Source organism: uncultured Dysgonomonas sp. (assembly GCF_900079725.1).
Lineage (GTDB): Bacteria > Bacteroidota > Bacteroidia > Bacteroidales > Dysgonomonadaceae > Dysgonomonas.
Genome location: NZ_LT599032.1, coordinates 3,007,527 through 3,023,010, shown reverse-complemented (window position 1 = coordinate 3,023,010; position 15,484 = coordinate 3,007,527). Strand labels below are relative to the sequence as shown.

13 protein-coding genes are annotated in these 15,484 nt (G+C 40.5%); 7 read left to right on the top strand and 6 right to left on the bottom strand.

The annotated features are described in order from the left end of the window. On the top strand, positions 1-739 hold a 739-nt coding region (locus QZL88_RS12645; RefSeq protein WP_296941662.1), incomplete at its 5' end, for a hypothetical protein. Further along, a complete protein-coding gene (locus QZL88_RS12640) occupies positions 624-1,991 on the top strand; it encodes an FISUMP domain-containing protein (protein ID WP_296941660.1) in 1,368 nt (455 codons plus the stop codon). The genes QZL88_RS12645 and QZL88_RS12640, both read left to right, overlap by 116 nt. Positions 1,992-2,053: 62 nt before the next feature. On the opposite strand, the gene QZL88_RS12635 is transcribed toward QZL88_RS12640, so the two are convergent. Continuing rightward, entirely contained in the window at positions 2,054-2,800 is a 747-nt protein-coding gene (locus tag QZL88_RS12635) for a DUF3667 domain-containing protein (protein WP_296941658.1), read from the bottom strand. A 254-nt stretch (positions 2,801-3,054) separates the two neighbouring features. Here QZL88_RS12635 and QZL88_RS12630 point away from each other — a divergent pair, with 254 nt between their 5' ends. Then, complete coding sequence (locus QZL88_RS12630) at positions 3,055-4,590, top strand: glycine--tRNA ligase (protein WP_296941656.1); 1,536 nt, start codon at positions 3,055-3,057, stop codon at positions 4,588-4,590. 2 nt (positions 4,591-4,592) lie between these two features. Then, positions 4,593-5,171 (top strand): FKBP-type peptidyl-prolyl cis-trans isomerase, encoded by a 579-nt coding sequence (locus QZL88_RS12625; protein WP_296941654.1) that lies wholly within the window; start codon positions 4,593-4,595, stop codon positions 5,169-5,171. Positions 5,172-5,246: 75 nt separating this feature from the next. On the opposite strand, the gene cdaA is transcribed toward QZL88_RS12625, so the two are convergent. The 3 genes from cdaA to QZL88_RS12610 form a co-directional block, all read right to left on the bottom strand. Beyond that, positions 5,247-6,041, bottom strand: coding sequence for a diadenylate cyclase CdaA (gene cdaA / locus QZL88_RS12620; protein ID WP_296941652.1), 795 nt, complete (start codon positions 6,039-6,041; stop codon positions 5,247-5,249). Positions 6,042-6,135: 94 nt separating this feature from the next. Next, a complete protein-coding gene (locus QZL88_RS12615) occupies positions 6,136-6,909 on the bottom strand; it encodes a GNAT family N-acetyltransferase (RefSeq protein ID WP_296941650.1) in 774 nt (257 codons plus the stop codon). 167 nt (positions 6,910-7,076) lie between these two features. Further along, entirely contained in the window at positions 7,077-7,976 is a 900-nt protein-coding gene (locus QZL88_RS12610) for a phosphatidylglycerol lysyltransferase domain-containing protein (RefSeq protein ID WP_296941648.1), read from the bottom strand. Between the two features lie 290 nt (positions 7,977-8,266). On the opposite strand from QZL88_RS12610, the gene QZL88_RS12605 reads away from it, so the two are divergent. Further along, the gene (locus QZL88_RS12605) at positions 8,267-8,875 is read left to right on the top strand and encodes a LuxR C-terminal-related transcriptional regulator (RefSeq protein WP_296941646.1); all 609 of its coding nucleotides are present in this window, start codon (positions 8,267-8,269) and stop codon (positions 8,873-8,875) included. Positions 8,876-8,887: 12 nt separating this feature from the next. Further along, entirely contained in the window at positions 8,888-9,586 is a 699-nt protein-coding gene (locus QZL88_RS12600; RefSeq protein WP_296941643.1) for a hemerythrin domain-containing protein, read from the top strand. A gap of 6 nt (positions 9,587-9,592) precedes the next feature. Here the strand turns inward: QZL88_RS12600 and QZL88_RS12595 are convergent, their stop codons facing one another. Further along, positions 9,593-11,071: an O-antigen translocase gene (locus tag QZL88_RS12595; RefSeq protein ID WP_296941642.1), complete on the bottom strand. Its 1,479-nt coding sequence runs from the start codon at positions 11,069-11,071 to the stop codon at positions 9,593-9,595. A gap of 401 nt (positions 11,072-11,472) precedes the next feature. Next, on the bottom strand, positions 11,473-12,396 hold the full coding sequence (locus QZL88_RS12590; RefSeq protein ID WP_296941640.1) for a TIGR01212 family radical SAM protein: 924 nt from the start codon (positions 12,394-12,396) through the stop codon (positions 11,473-11,475). A gap of 238 nt (positions 12,397-12,634) precedes the next feature. Between QZL88_RS12590 and polA the strand changes: the two genes are divergently transcribed. After that, positions 12,635-15,430 (top strand): DNA polymerase I, encoded by a 2,796-nt coding sequence (polA, locus tag QZL88_RS12585; protein WP_296941638.1) that lies wholly within the window; start codon positions 12,635-12,637, stop codon positions 15,428-15,430. Positions 15,431-15,484: the final 54 nt, after the last annotated feature.

The window sequence follows — 15,484 nt, the reverse complement described above, 5'->3', positions numbered from 1 at the left end:
AGAGAGAGAGAGAGAGAGAGAGAGAGAGAGAGAGAGAGAGAGAGAGAGAGAGAGAGAGAGAGAGAGAGAGAGAGAGAGAGAGAGAGAGAGAGAGAGAGAGAGAGAGAGAGAGAGAGAGAGAGAGAGAGAGAGAGAGAGAGAGAGAGAGAGAGAGAGAGAGAGAGAGAGAGAGAGAGAGAGAGAGAGAGAGAGAGAGAGAGAGAGAGAGAGAGAGAGAGAGAGAGAGAGAGAGAGAGAGAGAGAGAGAGAGAATTTGGGGGTTAGCATTATTTTACTAGAGAGAGAGAGAGAGAGAGAGAGAGAGAGAGAGAGAGAGAGAGAGAGAGAGAGAGAGAGAGAGAGAAAAAAAAAACTAACCAAACCCCGCAAAACACGTACATGCACAACGCGCATCTACGCATCAAGTAAAAATAAAATCCGAAAAAAACAAAAATCCTGTAATTTTTATTCCCAAAAGATTACAGAGACCAGTGCTGTGCCTTTTCTCCTGCCATATATGTATTATTTGTCTTCACTATCTGACGGATTGTTTGAGAAAACGGGCTGCAGAATCTTTTATAGGCAGGAAGAAGGCATGGCTTTTCAAGTTTACCTCAAAACAAACATACAAAATTATAAAACCTATGAAAAAGATTTTAACTTATGGCTTCATGTACTTATGCATGACAGCTCCTTCCTTTGTTTCCGCGCAAGTAACTATCGGCAGCGACAAAGATCCCAATTTGGGTGCATTACTTGATCTGAAAGAAGATGAGTCAACTAATATAAAAACAGCAAGTAGAGGCTTGGGGCTTCCCCGGGTAACGTTGACATCACTTACCTTACCGGATAACGAAACCAGTCTGGCCAGTACTATTGAGAGAGCCTCAGGAACATGGGATCCACAGACTCATACCGGTCTGATTGTTTATCACTTAGGAGGTGAACTAAAACACTGTTCACCCATCAATATCAAAGACGGCCCATATGTATGGAATGGTGAAAAATGGGACTACCTGATACAAGAAACAAAAACCGGTTCCGGAAGCAACAGCTATGGTGTTTATGAAGTATATGACGACCGGGACGGAGATGTATACCAGGCCGGTAATTTTGGTGATGCGGGCGACTGGCTGCTTGAGAATATGCGCTATATAGACGATTCGTTTACGGCAAAAGGCTATGTGAGTAGCACACCTCTTACAGGCAGACATTATTTTTATCCCGAGGGTGATACTTCCAATCCTGCAACTATTCCGCTTAGCTGGTACAAGCGCAAAGGAATCTTTTATACCTGGTCGGCTGCACTTATGGGAGAGCAAGATGGAATTAAAGTTCAACAAGGACAAGTCAATGTGGCCATAGGAAACAACGAAGTGGAAGTGAAATACGAATCGGCCTCGGGGAAAAAAGATGGAAAGATTCAGGGTGTTTGCCCTAAAGGCTGGCATGTACCTAGCGACCGTGACTGGAATATGCTGGAAAAAGAGATGTATAACAGCCCTACAAAATACAGTACTTATCTGGATTCAGATTATGGCATTCCGTTCGGGGCACAGTACACTGCAGCTATTAGTGGCACATCGAACGGATGGATAAGTGGATGGACCGACGAATGGGCTATCAATAGAAATAATGTACTGGTTAATAATTCACCCCCTTCAACCATTGGCGGAAACACTCTGCGTGGATCCACAACCCCGGGTGTAGGCCATGGACATGCTATGATCTCGCAATGCCAGTTAATAGAAAGTGGATTCGTGGGAAAAAGTCTCCCCCCTGAAAAAGGAGGTTTTGACGCCCTTCTGTTAGGCGGCCAGGTAGCCATCACATACGGCTTTCGGGCTCTTTTTTGGACAAGCAGTGCAGGATCATCAACATCAGATGCTACAGCATATGGACGGAATATTATAGTAGATACGAATGCTATAACGAACAAACGTGACCAAATGGTTGAGCGCTGGCCAAGCATGCGTAATTATTTTATGTCGGTGCGCTGTAAAAAAGACTAAACGCTCACATTTATAAGAAGCCGCGGAAATTATTTCCGCGGCTTCTTTATTCCGTTCTTACTCTACAAACGGATATCATAATATTCAAGGACTTCAAAGGCAATTGTAAATATTACGGTAATCAGCAAAAAAGCCAAAATCATTGCTAGCACAACTTTCCCAGTAGCCTTAAGCCATGAAGAAGTCTTGAAGAACTGACTCACTCCCCATATAACATATACAGTAGCTATTATATGTACAATATGATAAACCTCTGTCGACTTTGTAATATATATCAAAGGATAGAACAACAGTAAAATGATAGTTTTTGCGCCATTAATATAAGAGAATACTACAAGGTGCTCTATATAATTATATCTGCTTTTGTAAAACAGGAAGTAAGTCGACAGAGCAAAGAATGGCAAAGTCAGCAGCATGACTATTGAATAATGGCTCGAATACCAGTCATAAAGTGGTATATATCGCAGAACCTCATTGTCCGGGTTATTCATTTCCTTCATTGGAAAAAAATGGAAGAAATGAAAAACAAGGCTATAGACCGCACCCCATATAATAAGGAATAGGAATGGCTTCATATACTTCACCCTTTTGCCTGCCAGATAATTTTTCATTGTGGTTCCCGGCCTGACAAGAAGCTCCTTTACGGTATAGAGCAATCCCTTATTTATATGTAGTAGTCCATATTGCAATTCCTCAACAAGATGGAGAGGTGTAATTCGCGATGTATGCACCGATTGTCCGCATATACTGCAATAATTATCTGTTACCTCATTCCCGCAATTGAGACATTGCCGTTTTTCATTGTTCATATATTTATTATTTATGATGATTAAACATTATGCAGAGTAAATTAGTTTAAAAATGCCTTATTAAAGGATATTCCAATCATCTCATCCTATAGAATTACAATACATATAATCTAAGCTTAATAAAAAATCATAATATTCAATCTTTAATTATTCTATAAGTGATATGCTACGCCCTTCTATATCAAAAAAAAGTGTTTACTTTGTGCAACTTATTCAATTACATATAAAACAAACATAAAACGAGTTGAAGGGATATGTCAGAAGATGTTTTTAAGAAGATAGTTTCACACTGCAAAGAGTATGGTTTTGTATTTCAGTCCAGCGAAATATATGATGGTTTAAGCGCCGTGTACGATTATGGGCAGATGGGCGTAGAGCTGAAAAACAACATTAAGAAATATTGGTGGGACAGCATGGTCTTGCTACACGAGAATGTAGTAGGTATCGACTCCGCCATCTTTATGCACCCCACAATCTGGAAAGCTTCGGGACATGTAGATGCCTTCAACGATCCTTTGATAGACAACAAAGACAGTAAAAAACGTTATCGTGCCGACGTGCTCATAGAAGAGTATATGGCAAAGATCGACGATAAGATAAACAAAGAAGTAGAGAAAGCGGCAAAAAGATTCGGCGACAGCTTCGATGAAGCCATGTTTCGCCAGACAAACCCGCGTATACTCGAAAATCAGGCAAAACGTGACGAGGTACATACCCGCTTTGCAAAAGCATTGAACGATAGTAACCTGGAGGAACTCCGCCAGATTATCATCGATTGCGAGATAGTAGATCCTATCAGCGGAACACGCAACTGGACCGATGTGCGCCAGTTCAACCTGATGTTTGCCACCGAAATGGGCTCTACCGCCGATGGTGCAATGAAAGTATACCTGCGCCCCGAAACGGCACAGGGTATCTTTGTAAACTTCCTGAATGTGCAAAAAACAGGAAGGATGAAGATACCGTTTGGTATAGCACAGATAGGTAAAGCATTCCGCAACGAGATAGTTGCACGCCAGTTTATCTTCCGTATGCGCGAATTCGAACAGATGGAAATGCAATTCTTTGTTCGTCCGGGAGAAGAACTGGAATGGTTTGCCAAATGGAAAGAAACCCGTATGAAATGGCACAAGGCACTTGGATACGGAGATCACAAATACCGTTTCCACGATCACGATAAGTTGGCACACTATGCAAATGCCGCTACCGACATCGAATTTGAAATGCCGTTCGGGTTCAAAGAAGTAGAGGGAATTCATTCCCGTACCGACTTCGACCTGAGCAGCCATGAACAGTATTCAGGTAAAAAATTACAATATTTCGACCCTGAACTCAATAAATCGTATACACCTTACGTTATTGAAACGTCAATCGGTGTCGACCGCATGTTCTTATCTACTATGTCAGCAGCATATTGCGAAGAAGAACTGGAGGGTGGTGAAAGCCGTGTGGTATTAAAGCTACCGGCAGCATTAGCTCCAATCAAGCTGGCTGTACTGCCTTTGATAAAGAAAGACGGACTACCGGAGAAGGCTCAGGAAATAATCGATAATCTGAAATTCGATTTCAAATGCCAGTATGACGAAAAAGACAGTATCGGTAAACGTTACCGCCGTCAGGATGCTATTGGTACTCCTTATTGCGTAACGGTAGACCATCAGTCGCTGGAGGACAATACTGTCACAATCCGCTATCGCGACACTATGAAACAGGAGCGCGTAGCCATAGACAAACTGGCTGATATAATAGCCGACAAAGTAAGTATGAGGAACTTATTGAAAACAATATAAATATGAATAAAAAACTATTTGCTTTAATCGCCATATTCTGCTCGCTGGCATTCTGTATTTCATGTAGCACCGACAATGATGTCGTGATAGATGAAGAATGGAAAGCATATAATGAAAAGCAAATCGCGGATATCGATAAATCGGTATATCAGTCCCGTGAATCGGAAAGTAAAAATGGCACTATATACTTCAAATATATAGATGATTATGATACAGAAATAACTAAAACTGTTTCCACTAAAATCACAGATGCCGGAACTCCATATTTTACAGATAGTGTAGCTTATCGCTGCGAAGGTCTTTTCCTCTTGCAAGATGGGACAAAATCAGTGTTCCAGAGCGACAACAACGGATACATTATGCGCGGCCGGGTAGCCAATCATATCGATGGATTCAGGACAATGCTACAACATATGCATAAAGGGGATCAGGTTGAGGTAATTATCCCTTACCAGCTTGGATATGGTACAACTGCCCAGTATGACTCGAATGGTTATGTGAAAATTCCGGCTTATACTGCACTCAGATTTAAGATATATCTGATAGATATAATTCCTGATAATCCGGGAGAGTTTGATTAACGTACAATAGCCCGAAAAATATAAGGCGTAAAAGTATCTACTTTTACGCCCTTTTATTTTATTCCTATTAATAAATTAACTGCCCGTCATTTTCGTTTTCTTCTTCTTGCGCATGGTTCCTATAAGAAGCTCCTGTAACTTCTCAGGGGGTATATTTGCCTCAATTTTACCCTGACTCACAAACGAAATCTTACCGCGCTCTTCCGATACCACAATTACTTTAGCATCGGTTTCCTGCGATATACCTATAGCCGCCCTGTGCCTTAATCCGAAAGATTTTGGAATATCATGATTCTGGGCTACCGGAAGAATACATCCTGCCGCCTTAATCCTGTTACCTCCTATAATCATCGCACCGTCGTGCAAAGGTGTATTTTTGAAGAAAATATTCTCAATAAGGCGGGTACTTATATCAGCATCCATCGCCTCCCCGGTGTCGGCAAAGTTACCAAGTTTTATCTCCTGCTCTATCACAATCAGAGCTCCGGTATATGTTTTAGCCATATTCATACAGGCCAGCACAAGAGAGGTTATGACAGAATCATTTAACTCTCCGACATCTTTCGACCTGAATATTTTGGTTATAAATCGGAATGTACGGTTCGATCCAAGAGAGATAAGAAATCGCTTTATTTCATCCTGAAAGATAATGATAAGAACAAATAGCCCGAAGTCAGTAAACTTGTCGAGGATAGCTCCCATCAGCCGCATCTGTAATACCTGCGAAATAAGTACCCATAGGACTATAAACGCCAAAACACCTTTAAAGATAGCACCTGTTCCGGACCTCGATACAATTCGATACAATTGATACATCACTGTTGCAACCAACAGGATATCAATAATATCTTTTATTGTAAAATTTTCCATAAACAGGATACAGCATTAAAAATCAAGTACCAAAGATAGTAGATTTCTTTCAGAATCCGTCCTAAAAATCATTCCGGTGTTCTTAAAAAATCTTTTATTCGAGCATCTGGTTCATTACTGGATGATGCAACGGGAATAAGCTTCTGAAGGGTTCATCCAGTTCATCTGTTTTATAACCGAACAACAGACGACAAAGAAAACGTATATCTTTTATCTCTATACCGGCATGAGGATTCTTTTGTGAATACAAACCATATAGGTAATCTATATCCATTATCCGAGCCATTCCGGAAATGTCATACTTTTCCGGAAATCCGTCGATGATTTGCTCTTCTACTATGGCTTTAAAATCCGTAAATGTTTTCTGCACACAAAAATCTTTATTGCGAAATAATGCGTCGTACACTTTATATGCCTCGGTTATATCAGGATTATCTTCCAGTATCTTCTGTAACGGATATAACGGGACGGTACCCTTTTCAAATACTTTCTCATAACCATATTTTTCATAAAAACCATATAGCCAATCCTCTGCCGGCACAAGAACAGATAAGGGTATCCCTCTCTCTCCGATCACATCATGCGCTCTATGTATCAACTGATCCATGTACCCCCTTCTGCGGTATTCAGGAAGGGTACACAATCCAGCCAAATAGGCAAAGGAAATTTCTTCCCCGTAAAACGTAATTGTATAAGGCAGCATTTGCAAAGAAGCAACAGCGGTATCCCCATCAAAGTATATCAGTGTATTTTCATTCCTGTATTTGTAATTGAAGAGGATATCTAAAAAATCGTCATCATCGCCAAAGCATGTTTTCCACATCTGACGAACCAGCGGCATTGTATGTTCATTTGCAAATTGTATCATCTGGGCCCCCTAACCCCCGGAGGGGGTATTTTAACTATATCACATAAACAAATCATTACCTATCACTTAAAGCTTATTATTTATCAAAAGTTGACAACTTTTTTCAAATTCATAATTTCTTACTTACCCTCTCTGCGAGTCCCCCTCCGGGGGATTAGGGGGCTAACTTATACCTTCGGTATCAGCATACCTTCCTCTAGAAGAATATCCGGATAGTAAGACATCTTGGCTTTACGCAAATTGTCCAGCCCCATATCTTCCTCTCTGTTGATATACATAAATTCCGAAGCTTCGTGCTCAATAAACTGTTGATTGATGATAGTATAAGCACCATTCATATCACCAAATGCTTTTTCAACATGTACCACAAATGAATCCTCAGTCAGCGGTTCTCCTATTGTAAAAGCCACAATCCGCCCATTCACACGCACAGCACCTCCACGCAGTTGTAGGTATTCAAAATGCTCAAGCATTAGTCTTGTCGCTATATAATCGTAACGTTGGGTTATATTAATAGCAGAGGTTGATTTCTCCTCCCACTCGTCAAGCATTCGCACACATTCGCCCAACTCTTTCTTAGAGGTCAATGGAAAATATTCCCAATCCGGATTATCCGCTTTAAAGCGGTTGATATGATTGCGTTTACTTTGCAGCTTTTTACCCGACAGCTTTATTAGCTTCTCAGACAAATAGATATATTCATCATTATTCCTGTCGGGAAGGTAACGGAACTTATCAGGCATCTCTTTCTGTATATTCTCCCACATTCGGAATGTAATCCCCTTCATTTGAAAAGGAATCCTGTTGTCCTCCGCATCTTTCATTATTAATTCAAAAGCGTCTTTTAGAGGCATTTTGCCTATCGGCATCATATAATAGAGCTGCCCGTCAGAATCCTGAAAACGAAGAAATATCGTACGATGCTCTACAGCATACATTGTCTTAAACTTAGCATTCCATGCAAACAGGTTAGCAAAGCAAAAGTCACAGGCACGATAAATATTTCCGGAAAAACAGGCATCTATTTCTTTTTTATCTGATAGTGTAATTTGTTTAAAGTTGATCATAAATAACGAGTTACAAGTTTTAAATACAAGTTGATAAGTAAACAGGTAAACGTGTTCTTTTTCCTCAATTCAAGAATTCGCACATTCGTGTTTTATCCCATTTATCATTATTCCTCTTGTATTCCATTTGCTAAACAAAACTAGTACAAATATTGTTCTCAAAACACATAGATAAAGATATTATCTTTTATTGACATTCTTTATGTTCAATAACATTTGTTAATAACATAATTTATAGCGTAATTTGCACTTTATAAAGAATGATTCTATATAAGAAACTGTCATAAAAGATGTCGAATACAAAGAAAGTATTAGCAGTAGCCGAAACATCATATATCATACGCAAAGGGTTGGTCTATGTTCTTTCCCAGTTATCCAGCGTGGGAAAAGTCGTAGAACTAAAAGAGATGGAGGATATCAATTATCAGCTCGATATACTTCGCCCTGATGCAGTCCTGATCAATCCGATGCTTCTGGGACACACCTCAAAGCAGGATATACGCCAGCAACTCAACTTAAATAAAAATATAGCAATCATAGCCCTGGTATATAATATTATTGATGAACAATTTTATAAATCATATGATGCAGTTATTAAAATAAACGATTCTGAGTCAAGGATTGAAGAAACATTACTCAATTGCCTGAATAAAGAACAAGCAACCCAGGGGGACCAGGAAGAACTCAGCGACAGAGAAAAAGAAATCCTGATCAGCGTAGTAAAAGGTATGAGCAATAAAGAAATTGCCGAGCACCATAATATATCCATACACACAGCAATAACTCATCGCCGAAACATTACCCGTAAACTTAAAGTACACAGTATATCCGGACTAACCATATATGCGATAATAAACAAACTTGTGGATATATCCGAAATAAAGTATCAGGACGAATAAAAATTCAACATCATGCAAAATATCACCATTATATTTAAGAAATCAATGAAGATGTCGGAACTGATAGATGCCGACTACCGGCTTCTTCTGTTGCTCAACCGTCTGAATATATCTTTAGGATTTGGCGAGAAGAGTGTAGATGCTGTCTGTAAAGAAAACGGATTCGACACAGATTGTTTCCTGTTCCTTGCCAGCTATCAATCCAATAAATCCATCATCAATATAGAAGAGACCTTCAGAGCTCTACCTCTGGAACCATTTCTCCGCTACCTGAAAAGCTCACATAGCTATTTTCTGGAAAAAAGGCTGCTGAATATACGCCGTAAACTGGAGCTTGTTTTCGACACCTCCGAAAAAAGACTGAAAGATGTCGTACTTAACTTCTTCGACAACTATACCAAAGAGGTCGAAGAACATATGCTCTATGAAGATGAGGTTGTTTTCCCCTATGTATATTCCCTTATTACCGAATCGGGAGAAAAGAAATATTCCATCAATATATTCGAACAAAGGCACAACGATATAGAAGGTAAGATGAACGATTTGAAACAGATATTGATGAAATATCTGCCTGGCACGATAGATCAGATGCTTATGGTAAACATTCTCACCGAACTGTATATGTCGGAGGAAGAACTTGAAGCCCATACTTTCATCGAAGATAGTCTGGTAATACCAAGGGTAAAAGAAATAGAAAAAGGTAAAATCTAATTCTGCTTATTTCTTTCCGAACCAATCACGCAATTCCGCTATACTGAATACCTTTTTCAGTTTAATATACGCATATATAAGCGATATGACTAAGATTCCTGTACCTAATAACAAACCATATTCTCCGGCATAATATTGTGCTATATAAAAAGCTATTCCTATAAACAGCATGTTTATAACTGCCATCTTTATAATATTGCTATCCCATGTAAAGCCCGAAATAGTCTTACCCACCAGAAAGACTACCGGAAGATAAACAATATAAGCTATCAGATAGCCCAAGCCCGTAGCCTCAAGCCCGTATTTCGGGAACAGTAAATAACCGGACAGCAGGTAAACCAGATAAAATATAATCTCTGTGGCTAAAAAAGCGGCTCCTTTGTTCTTTGCCAACATAATAAAGGCTACAGGCCAGCATAGCACCTTGAAAAAGGTTCCCAGCACCTGCCATCTCAATACGGCATCGGCATGCCCGAATTCTGAGCTGTAGAGCACAGACAGGGCAAATCCGGCAAACAACAACATTCCCACGATTATAGGTGAAGCTACTACCAGAATAATATAACTCTGCTCATTCACCAGTTTTTTCACTTTTTCCCCTTCTCCGGCAATAGCCGATAGCCGTGGGAAGAAATCCGATCCCATAGACCGCAGAATGAGGCTCAGATAGACATTTGTAATCACCCATGCCGACTGGAACAGCCCGGCTGCATCAATATCTATACTCCGCGAAACAAAGGTTCTGACAAGGAACATACTTGCTGTACCTATAAATCCGGCGACAACGATAAAAAGACCTAATTTCAGAGTGTTCAATCCCGATTGAAAAGCCTCTTTGTTTGATATATCACTTTTCTTGAGATGCAGTTTACGGTAATAAAATTCTACACACAGAAATAAAAATAGTGATGAAAATACAAAAGCAGGAAGAATCCCATCAAGACCGAAAAGCAAATAAACAGGTACAGATATAAGCAACCCGAAGAAGCTGCCGAGAAAAGCAGACTTTGCCATTTCGGGAATCCTGCGCATTCCCTGCAATATAGAAGACCGGCCCATAGTCAATATCGCAAGAAATACACAGACTGATAAACATGCGATGTAAAGGGTAAAACGACTGTCTTCAAAGGCCCAGATACTAATCGGATAAGAGAAAATGAGACAGGCCAATGCTCCGCAAAGTGCCATTACTTTGAACCATTTATTGAACCGGGTAACAGTTTTATAAAGTACCTCCTCGTCCCTGGAACTTTCCGCTTCTGCAATCTCCTTCACCCCTGTCGTATCCATACCCAATCCTCCGGCAGAACGTATCATTTCTATCACCGAATTATATATACCGATAATACCCACGCCAACCGGCCCTAACAGAACAGCTATCATCTTATTACGGATAACACCGATCAGGATAATGAGTATCTGTGACCCTCCAAAAATAGATGTAGACTTTAGAATCTGATTATATGATGAGTTTCTCTTTTCCAATGCAAAGGCTTATGCTGTTGTTATACATGCAAATGTAATAAATAAGTAAAAGAAAGTATTAATCCGACATCATTTAATGATGCCAATCAGTAGTTGATCTGATTATTGTAGTATAAAGCGTTCAATTCATCTAACGCACCCTATCGGGGACGCCATGCAACGACAAGAGATTGTCTTGTACTGCGCCAGCCTGCGCAGTCAGGTTCAAGTACGGGGTACCCATAGAACGAAAATGGCGCTAAAAACGAAACATCTTTGAGCTAAACAAACGATTTAGGTTATGCAAAGTTCAGAACGAGTTTTTTCGTTTAGCCATCCCTTCTGTTTAACGGGTCAACCTATGAAGTCGGGGTCTAAGCTTTTTTGGTCCCTCTGAATTTTATTTCAACTGCAGATACACATTATTTATGAAAAAGCCGTCCCTGCCATGTCTCCCTTTCGGCAAACCTCTTTAATACCTTAGCAGTGAATTCGAAATTTTTCAAGCCCCAATCGGGAGCGATAAGGAGCTGCTTGGGAGACTGTGAAATAAAACGCTCTATAATAAAATCGGGATTTAGCCTTTCTGAGAAATCAATGATTAAGTCGATATAATCATCTACATCGAACAAGTTGAACCATTCGGGGTGTTCACGATATTGCTTTGCCATAACCGTGCCTTTTATCAATTGTAGCTGATGCAACTTTAAGGTTGTCAGAGGTAACTTCGACACCTCGTCTGCATGTGCCAATACCTGTTCTCTGCTTTCACTGGGCAATCCCAGAATCAGATGAGCACCTGTATAAATGCCTTTCGCTGCTGTTTTATGAATAGCATCCACACTTTCGGCATGTGTATGCCCGCGGTTAATAAATTCGAGAGTAGAATCGAGTGTCGACTCTAATCCATATTCTATCACAAGGAACGTGCGCTTATTCAGCTCAGCGAAATAATCGAGTAATTCGTCAGGCATACAGTCGGGACGGGTACCTATTATCAACCCCACCACACCGGGATATGAAAGGGCTTCCTCATATAACGAAATAAGCTTATCGAGGCTGTCATATGTATTTGTATACGACTGAAAATAAGCAAGATATTTCATTTCAGGGTACTTATAAGAGAAGAAAGCAATACCATCTCTCAACTGGTCGCTTACACTTCGCTGTTTTCCTCCATATCCGGGACTAAAACTCTGGTTGTTGCAGTATGTGCACCCTCCAACAGCTTTCGAGCCATCCCGATTTGGACATGTAAACCCCGCATTAATCGAGATTTTTTGAACTTTATAAGGGAAATGTTTGGACAGAAGAGTTCCAAATTCTTTATAATATCTATTATCCATTAGTCGTATTCGAATCTGTGTGCAAAGGTAACAATAAGGTCCGACGTTTTGTTTTTTAGCATGTTATTTATATTTAAGGAAGGAGTAAGTTAGTACATATTTCTGTTACAGAATACTAAGTCGGGCAGGGCAAAAAATCTCTTCCAAAATTTCATCCGCTATACCCTCAGAAGAGAAATTTCCCTTTTGTAATTCACTGCTTTTTCCGTAACTTGTCACCAATTTTTAATTTATTCCGATGAAATTATTTCTATTAGACGCCTACGCATTAATATACCGTTCATATTATGCTTTTATTAAAAGTCCCAGAGTAAACTCCAAAGGACAAAATACATCCGCAGTATTCGGATTTGTGAATACACTGGAAGAGTTGCTTCGCAAAGAGAATCCGACTCATATTGCCGTTGCATTCGACCCGCCTGGCGGTACTTTCCGGCACGATGCTTACGAACTCTACAAAGCCCAACGGCAGGAAACACCCGAAGATATACGGGCAGCTGTGCCTATTATCAAAGAAATAATAGCTGCTTATAACATCAAGGAGTTGGAAGTCGCCCGCTATGAAGCCGATGATGTAATCGGTACAATCGCAAAGAAAGCCGAGAAAGAAAACTTCGATGTGTATATGATGACCCCTGACAAAGATTACGGGCAACTTACGAGCAACCATATTTTCATGTATAAGCCCAAATTTGCAGGAACGGGATTTGATACGCTCGATGCCAAGGCAATTATGGAAAAATATGAATTGTCATCCCCGGAACAGATGATAGATCTACTGGGATTGATGGGCGATGCTTCCGATAATATACCCGGATGTCCGGGTGTAGGGCCTAAAACCGCGCAGAAATTACTGGAGGAATATGGTACCATAGAAAATCTGCTTGAGCATACAGCCGATCTGAAGGGTACGCTGAAACTAAGATTGGAAGAAAACAAAGAGCAAATTATTTTCTCTAAATTCCTGGCAACTATCAAAACGGATGTACCTATCGAGTTCAACAAGAATGAATTTAAACGCCAGGAAATCAATGCGGAAAAACTCTCTGCTTTGTTTGAAGAACTGGAGTTCAGAACCCTGATAAACCGTGTATTGAAAAAAGATGGTACTCCGGCAAATCCTGTACGAATAACAACCACACACGAAGCCATACAAGGCGATTTATTTGCAGAATTACTGCCTGCAAAGGCTGAGTCGGCAGATGCAGTCAACTATTCAGGATTGCAGGAGCTAAAAGACATTCCGCATTCTTACCACTTAGTAGAAAAAGACGATGAAATCGCCAGTTTGGCAAGAACAATAGCCGCACAACAATCTTGCTGCTTCGATACAGAAACCACAGGACTTGATCCGAATGTGAGCGAACTGGTGGGTATGTCATTCGCCTTCAAAGAAGGAGAAGCCTACTATGTACCTGTGCCTGCAGACTTTGAAAAAGCAAGAGCCATTGTAGAACAATTCAGGCCGTTCTTCGAAAATGAGAAAACAGAGAAGGTCGGGCAGAATATAAAATATGACATCATTGTATTGAAGAAGTATGGTATCCATGTACGGGGCAAACTCTTCGACACCATGATTGCACACTACCTCATCAATCCTGAGTTGCGTCATAATATGGATTATATGGCTGAGACTTACCTGAAATATAAAACCATCCATATCGACGAACTAATCGGAGCAAAAGGAAAGAATCAACTCAATATGCGTAGTCTGCACCCCGGCCAGATAAAAGACTATGCCTGTGAAGATGCTGATGTGACACTGAAATTGAAGGCAATACTGGAAAAGGCAATAGAAAAACAGGATTTAGGTAAATTACTATATGATATAGAATTACCATTGATCTATGTGCTTGCCGATATGGAATATACAGGTGTACGCCTCGATAAAACGGCGTTAGCCGAATATTCGAAAACGCTGACATTAGAATTGCAGGGAATAGAATCGGAAATATATAAAGCTGCCGAACAGGAGTTCAATATCAATTCGGCGAAACAGGTAGGTGAGGTTCTTTTCGATAAACTCAAGATTGTAGAAAAACCCAAAAAGACCAAAACAGGCCAATATGTAACCAGTGAAGAAACGCTGGAAAGCATGAAGGATGCTCATCCTATTGTAAGTAAAATCCTCGAATACCGTGGACTGAAAAAACTGTTGAGCACATATATCGATGCGTTGCCTTTACTTGTGAGTCCACTCGACGACAAGCTTCATACGTCCTATAATCAGACGGTGACCGCAACTGGGCGGTTAAGTTCGAGCAACCCGAACCTGCAAAACATACCTATCCGTGACGCGCAGGGGAAAGAAATCCGTAAGGCTTTCATTGCAGATGAGGCATGCATCTTCTTCTCGGCCGACTATTCACAGATCGAGCTTCGCATAATGGCACATCTGAGCCAGGACCCGACAATGATCGATGCGTTCAACAGCGGAGAGGATATCCACGCCGCTACTGCTGCCAAAATATATAAGATCCCGATCAGCGAAGTAACAGGCGATATGCGCCGTAAGGCCAAGACTGCCAACTTCGGTATCATCTATGGCATATCGGTTTTCGGATTGGCAGAACGCTTATCTATTCCCCGCGGGGAGGCTAAAGAACTGATAGACGGCTATTTTGCCACTTACCCGAAGGTAAAGGAGTATATGGATAAGAGTATATCTGTAGCCCGTACCAATAATTATGTGGAAACTGTTTTCGGTCGCAAGCGCTATCTGCCGGACATCAATTCACGAAATACGACTGTACGCGGATATGCTGAACGAAACGCGATAAACGCACCTATACAAGGAAGTGCCGCCGATATTATCAAAGTGGCAATGAATCGTATATTCGATCGTTTTGAACGGGAAAATATCAAATCGAAAATGATTCTGCAAGTACATGACGAATTGAACTTCAATGTGGAAAGTAACGAACTGGATAAAGTTCAGAAAGTGGTAATAGAAGAAATGGAAAATGCTTATAAGCTGGCCGTCCCATTGAAAGCTGATTGTGGAAAAGGTAAGAACTGGTTGGAAGCGCATTGAATAAGTTTTAAAAATATTTATCAATATATTTTAGGCATGTAGAGGCAGATAAAT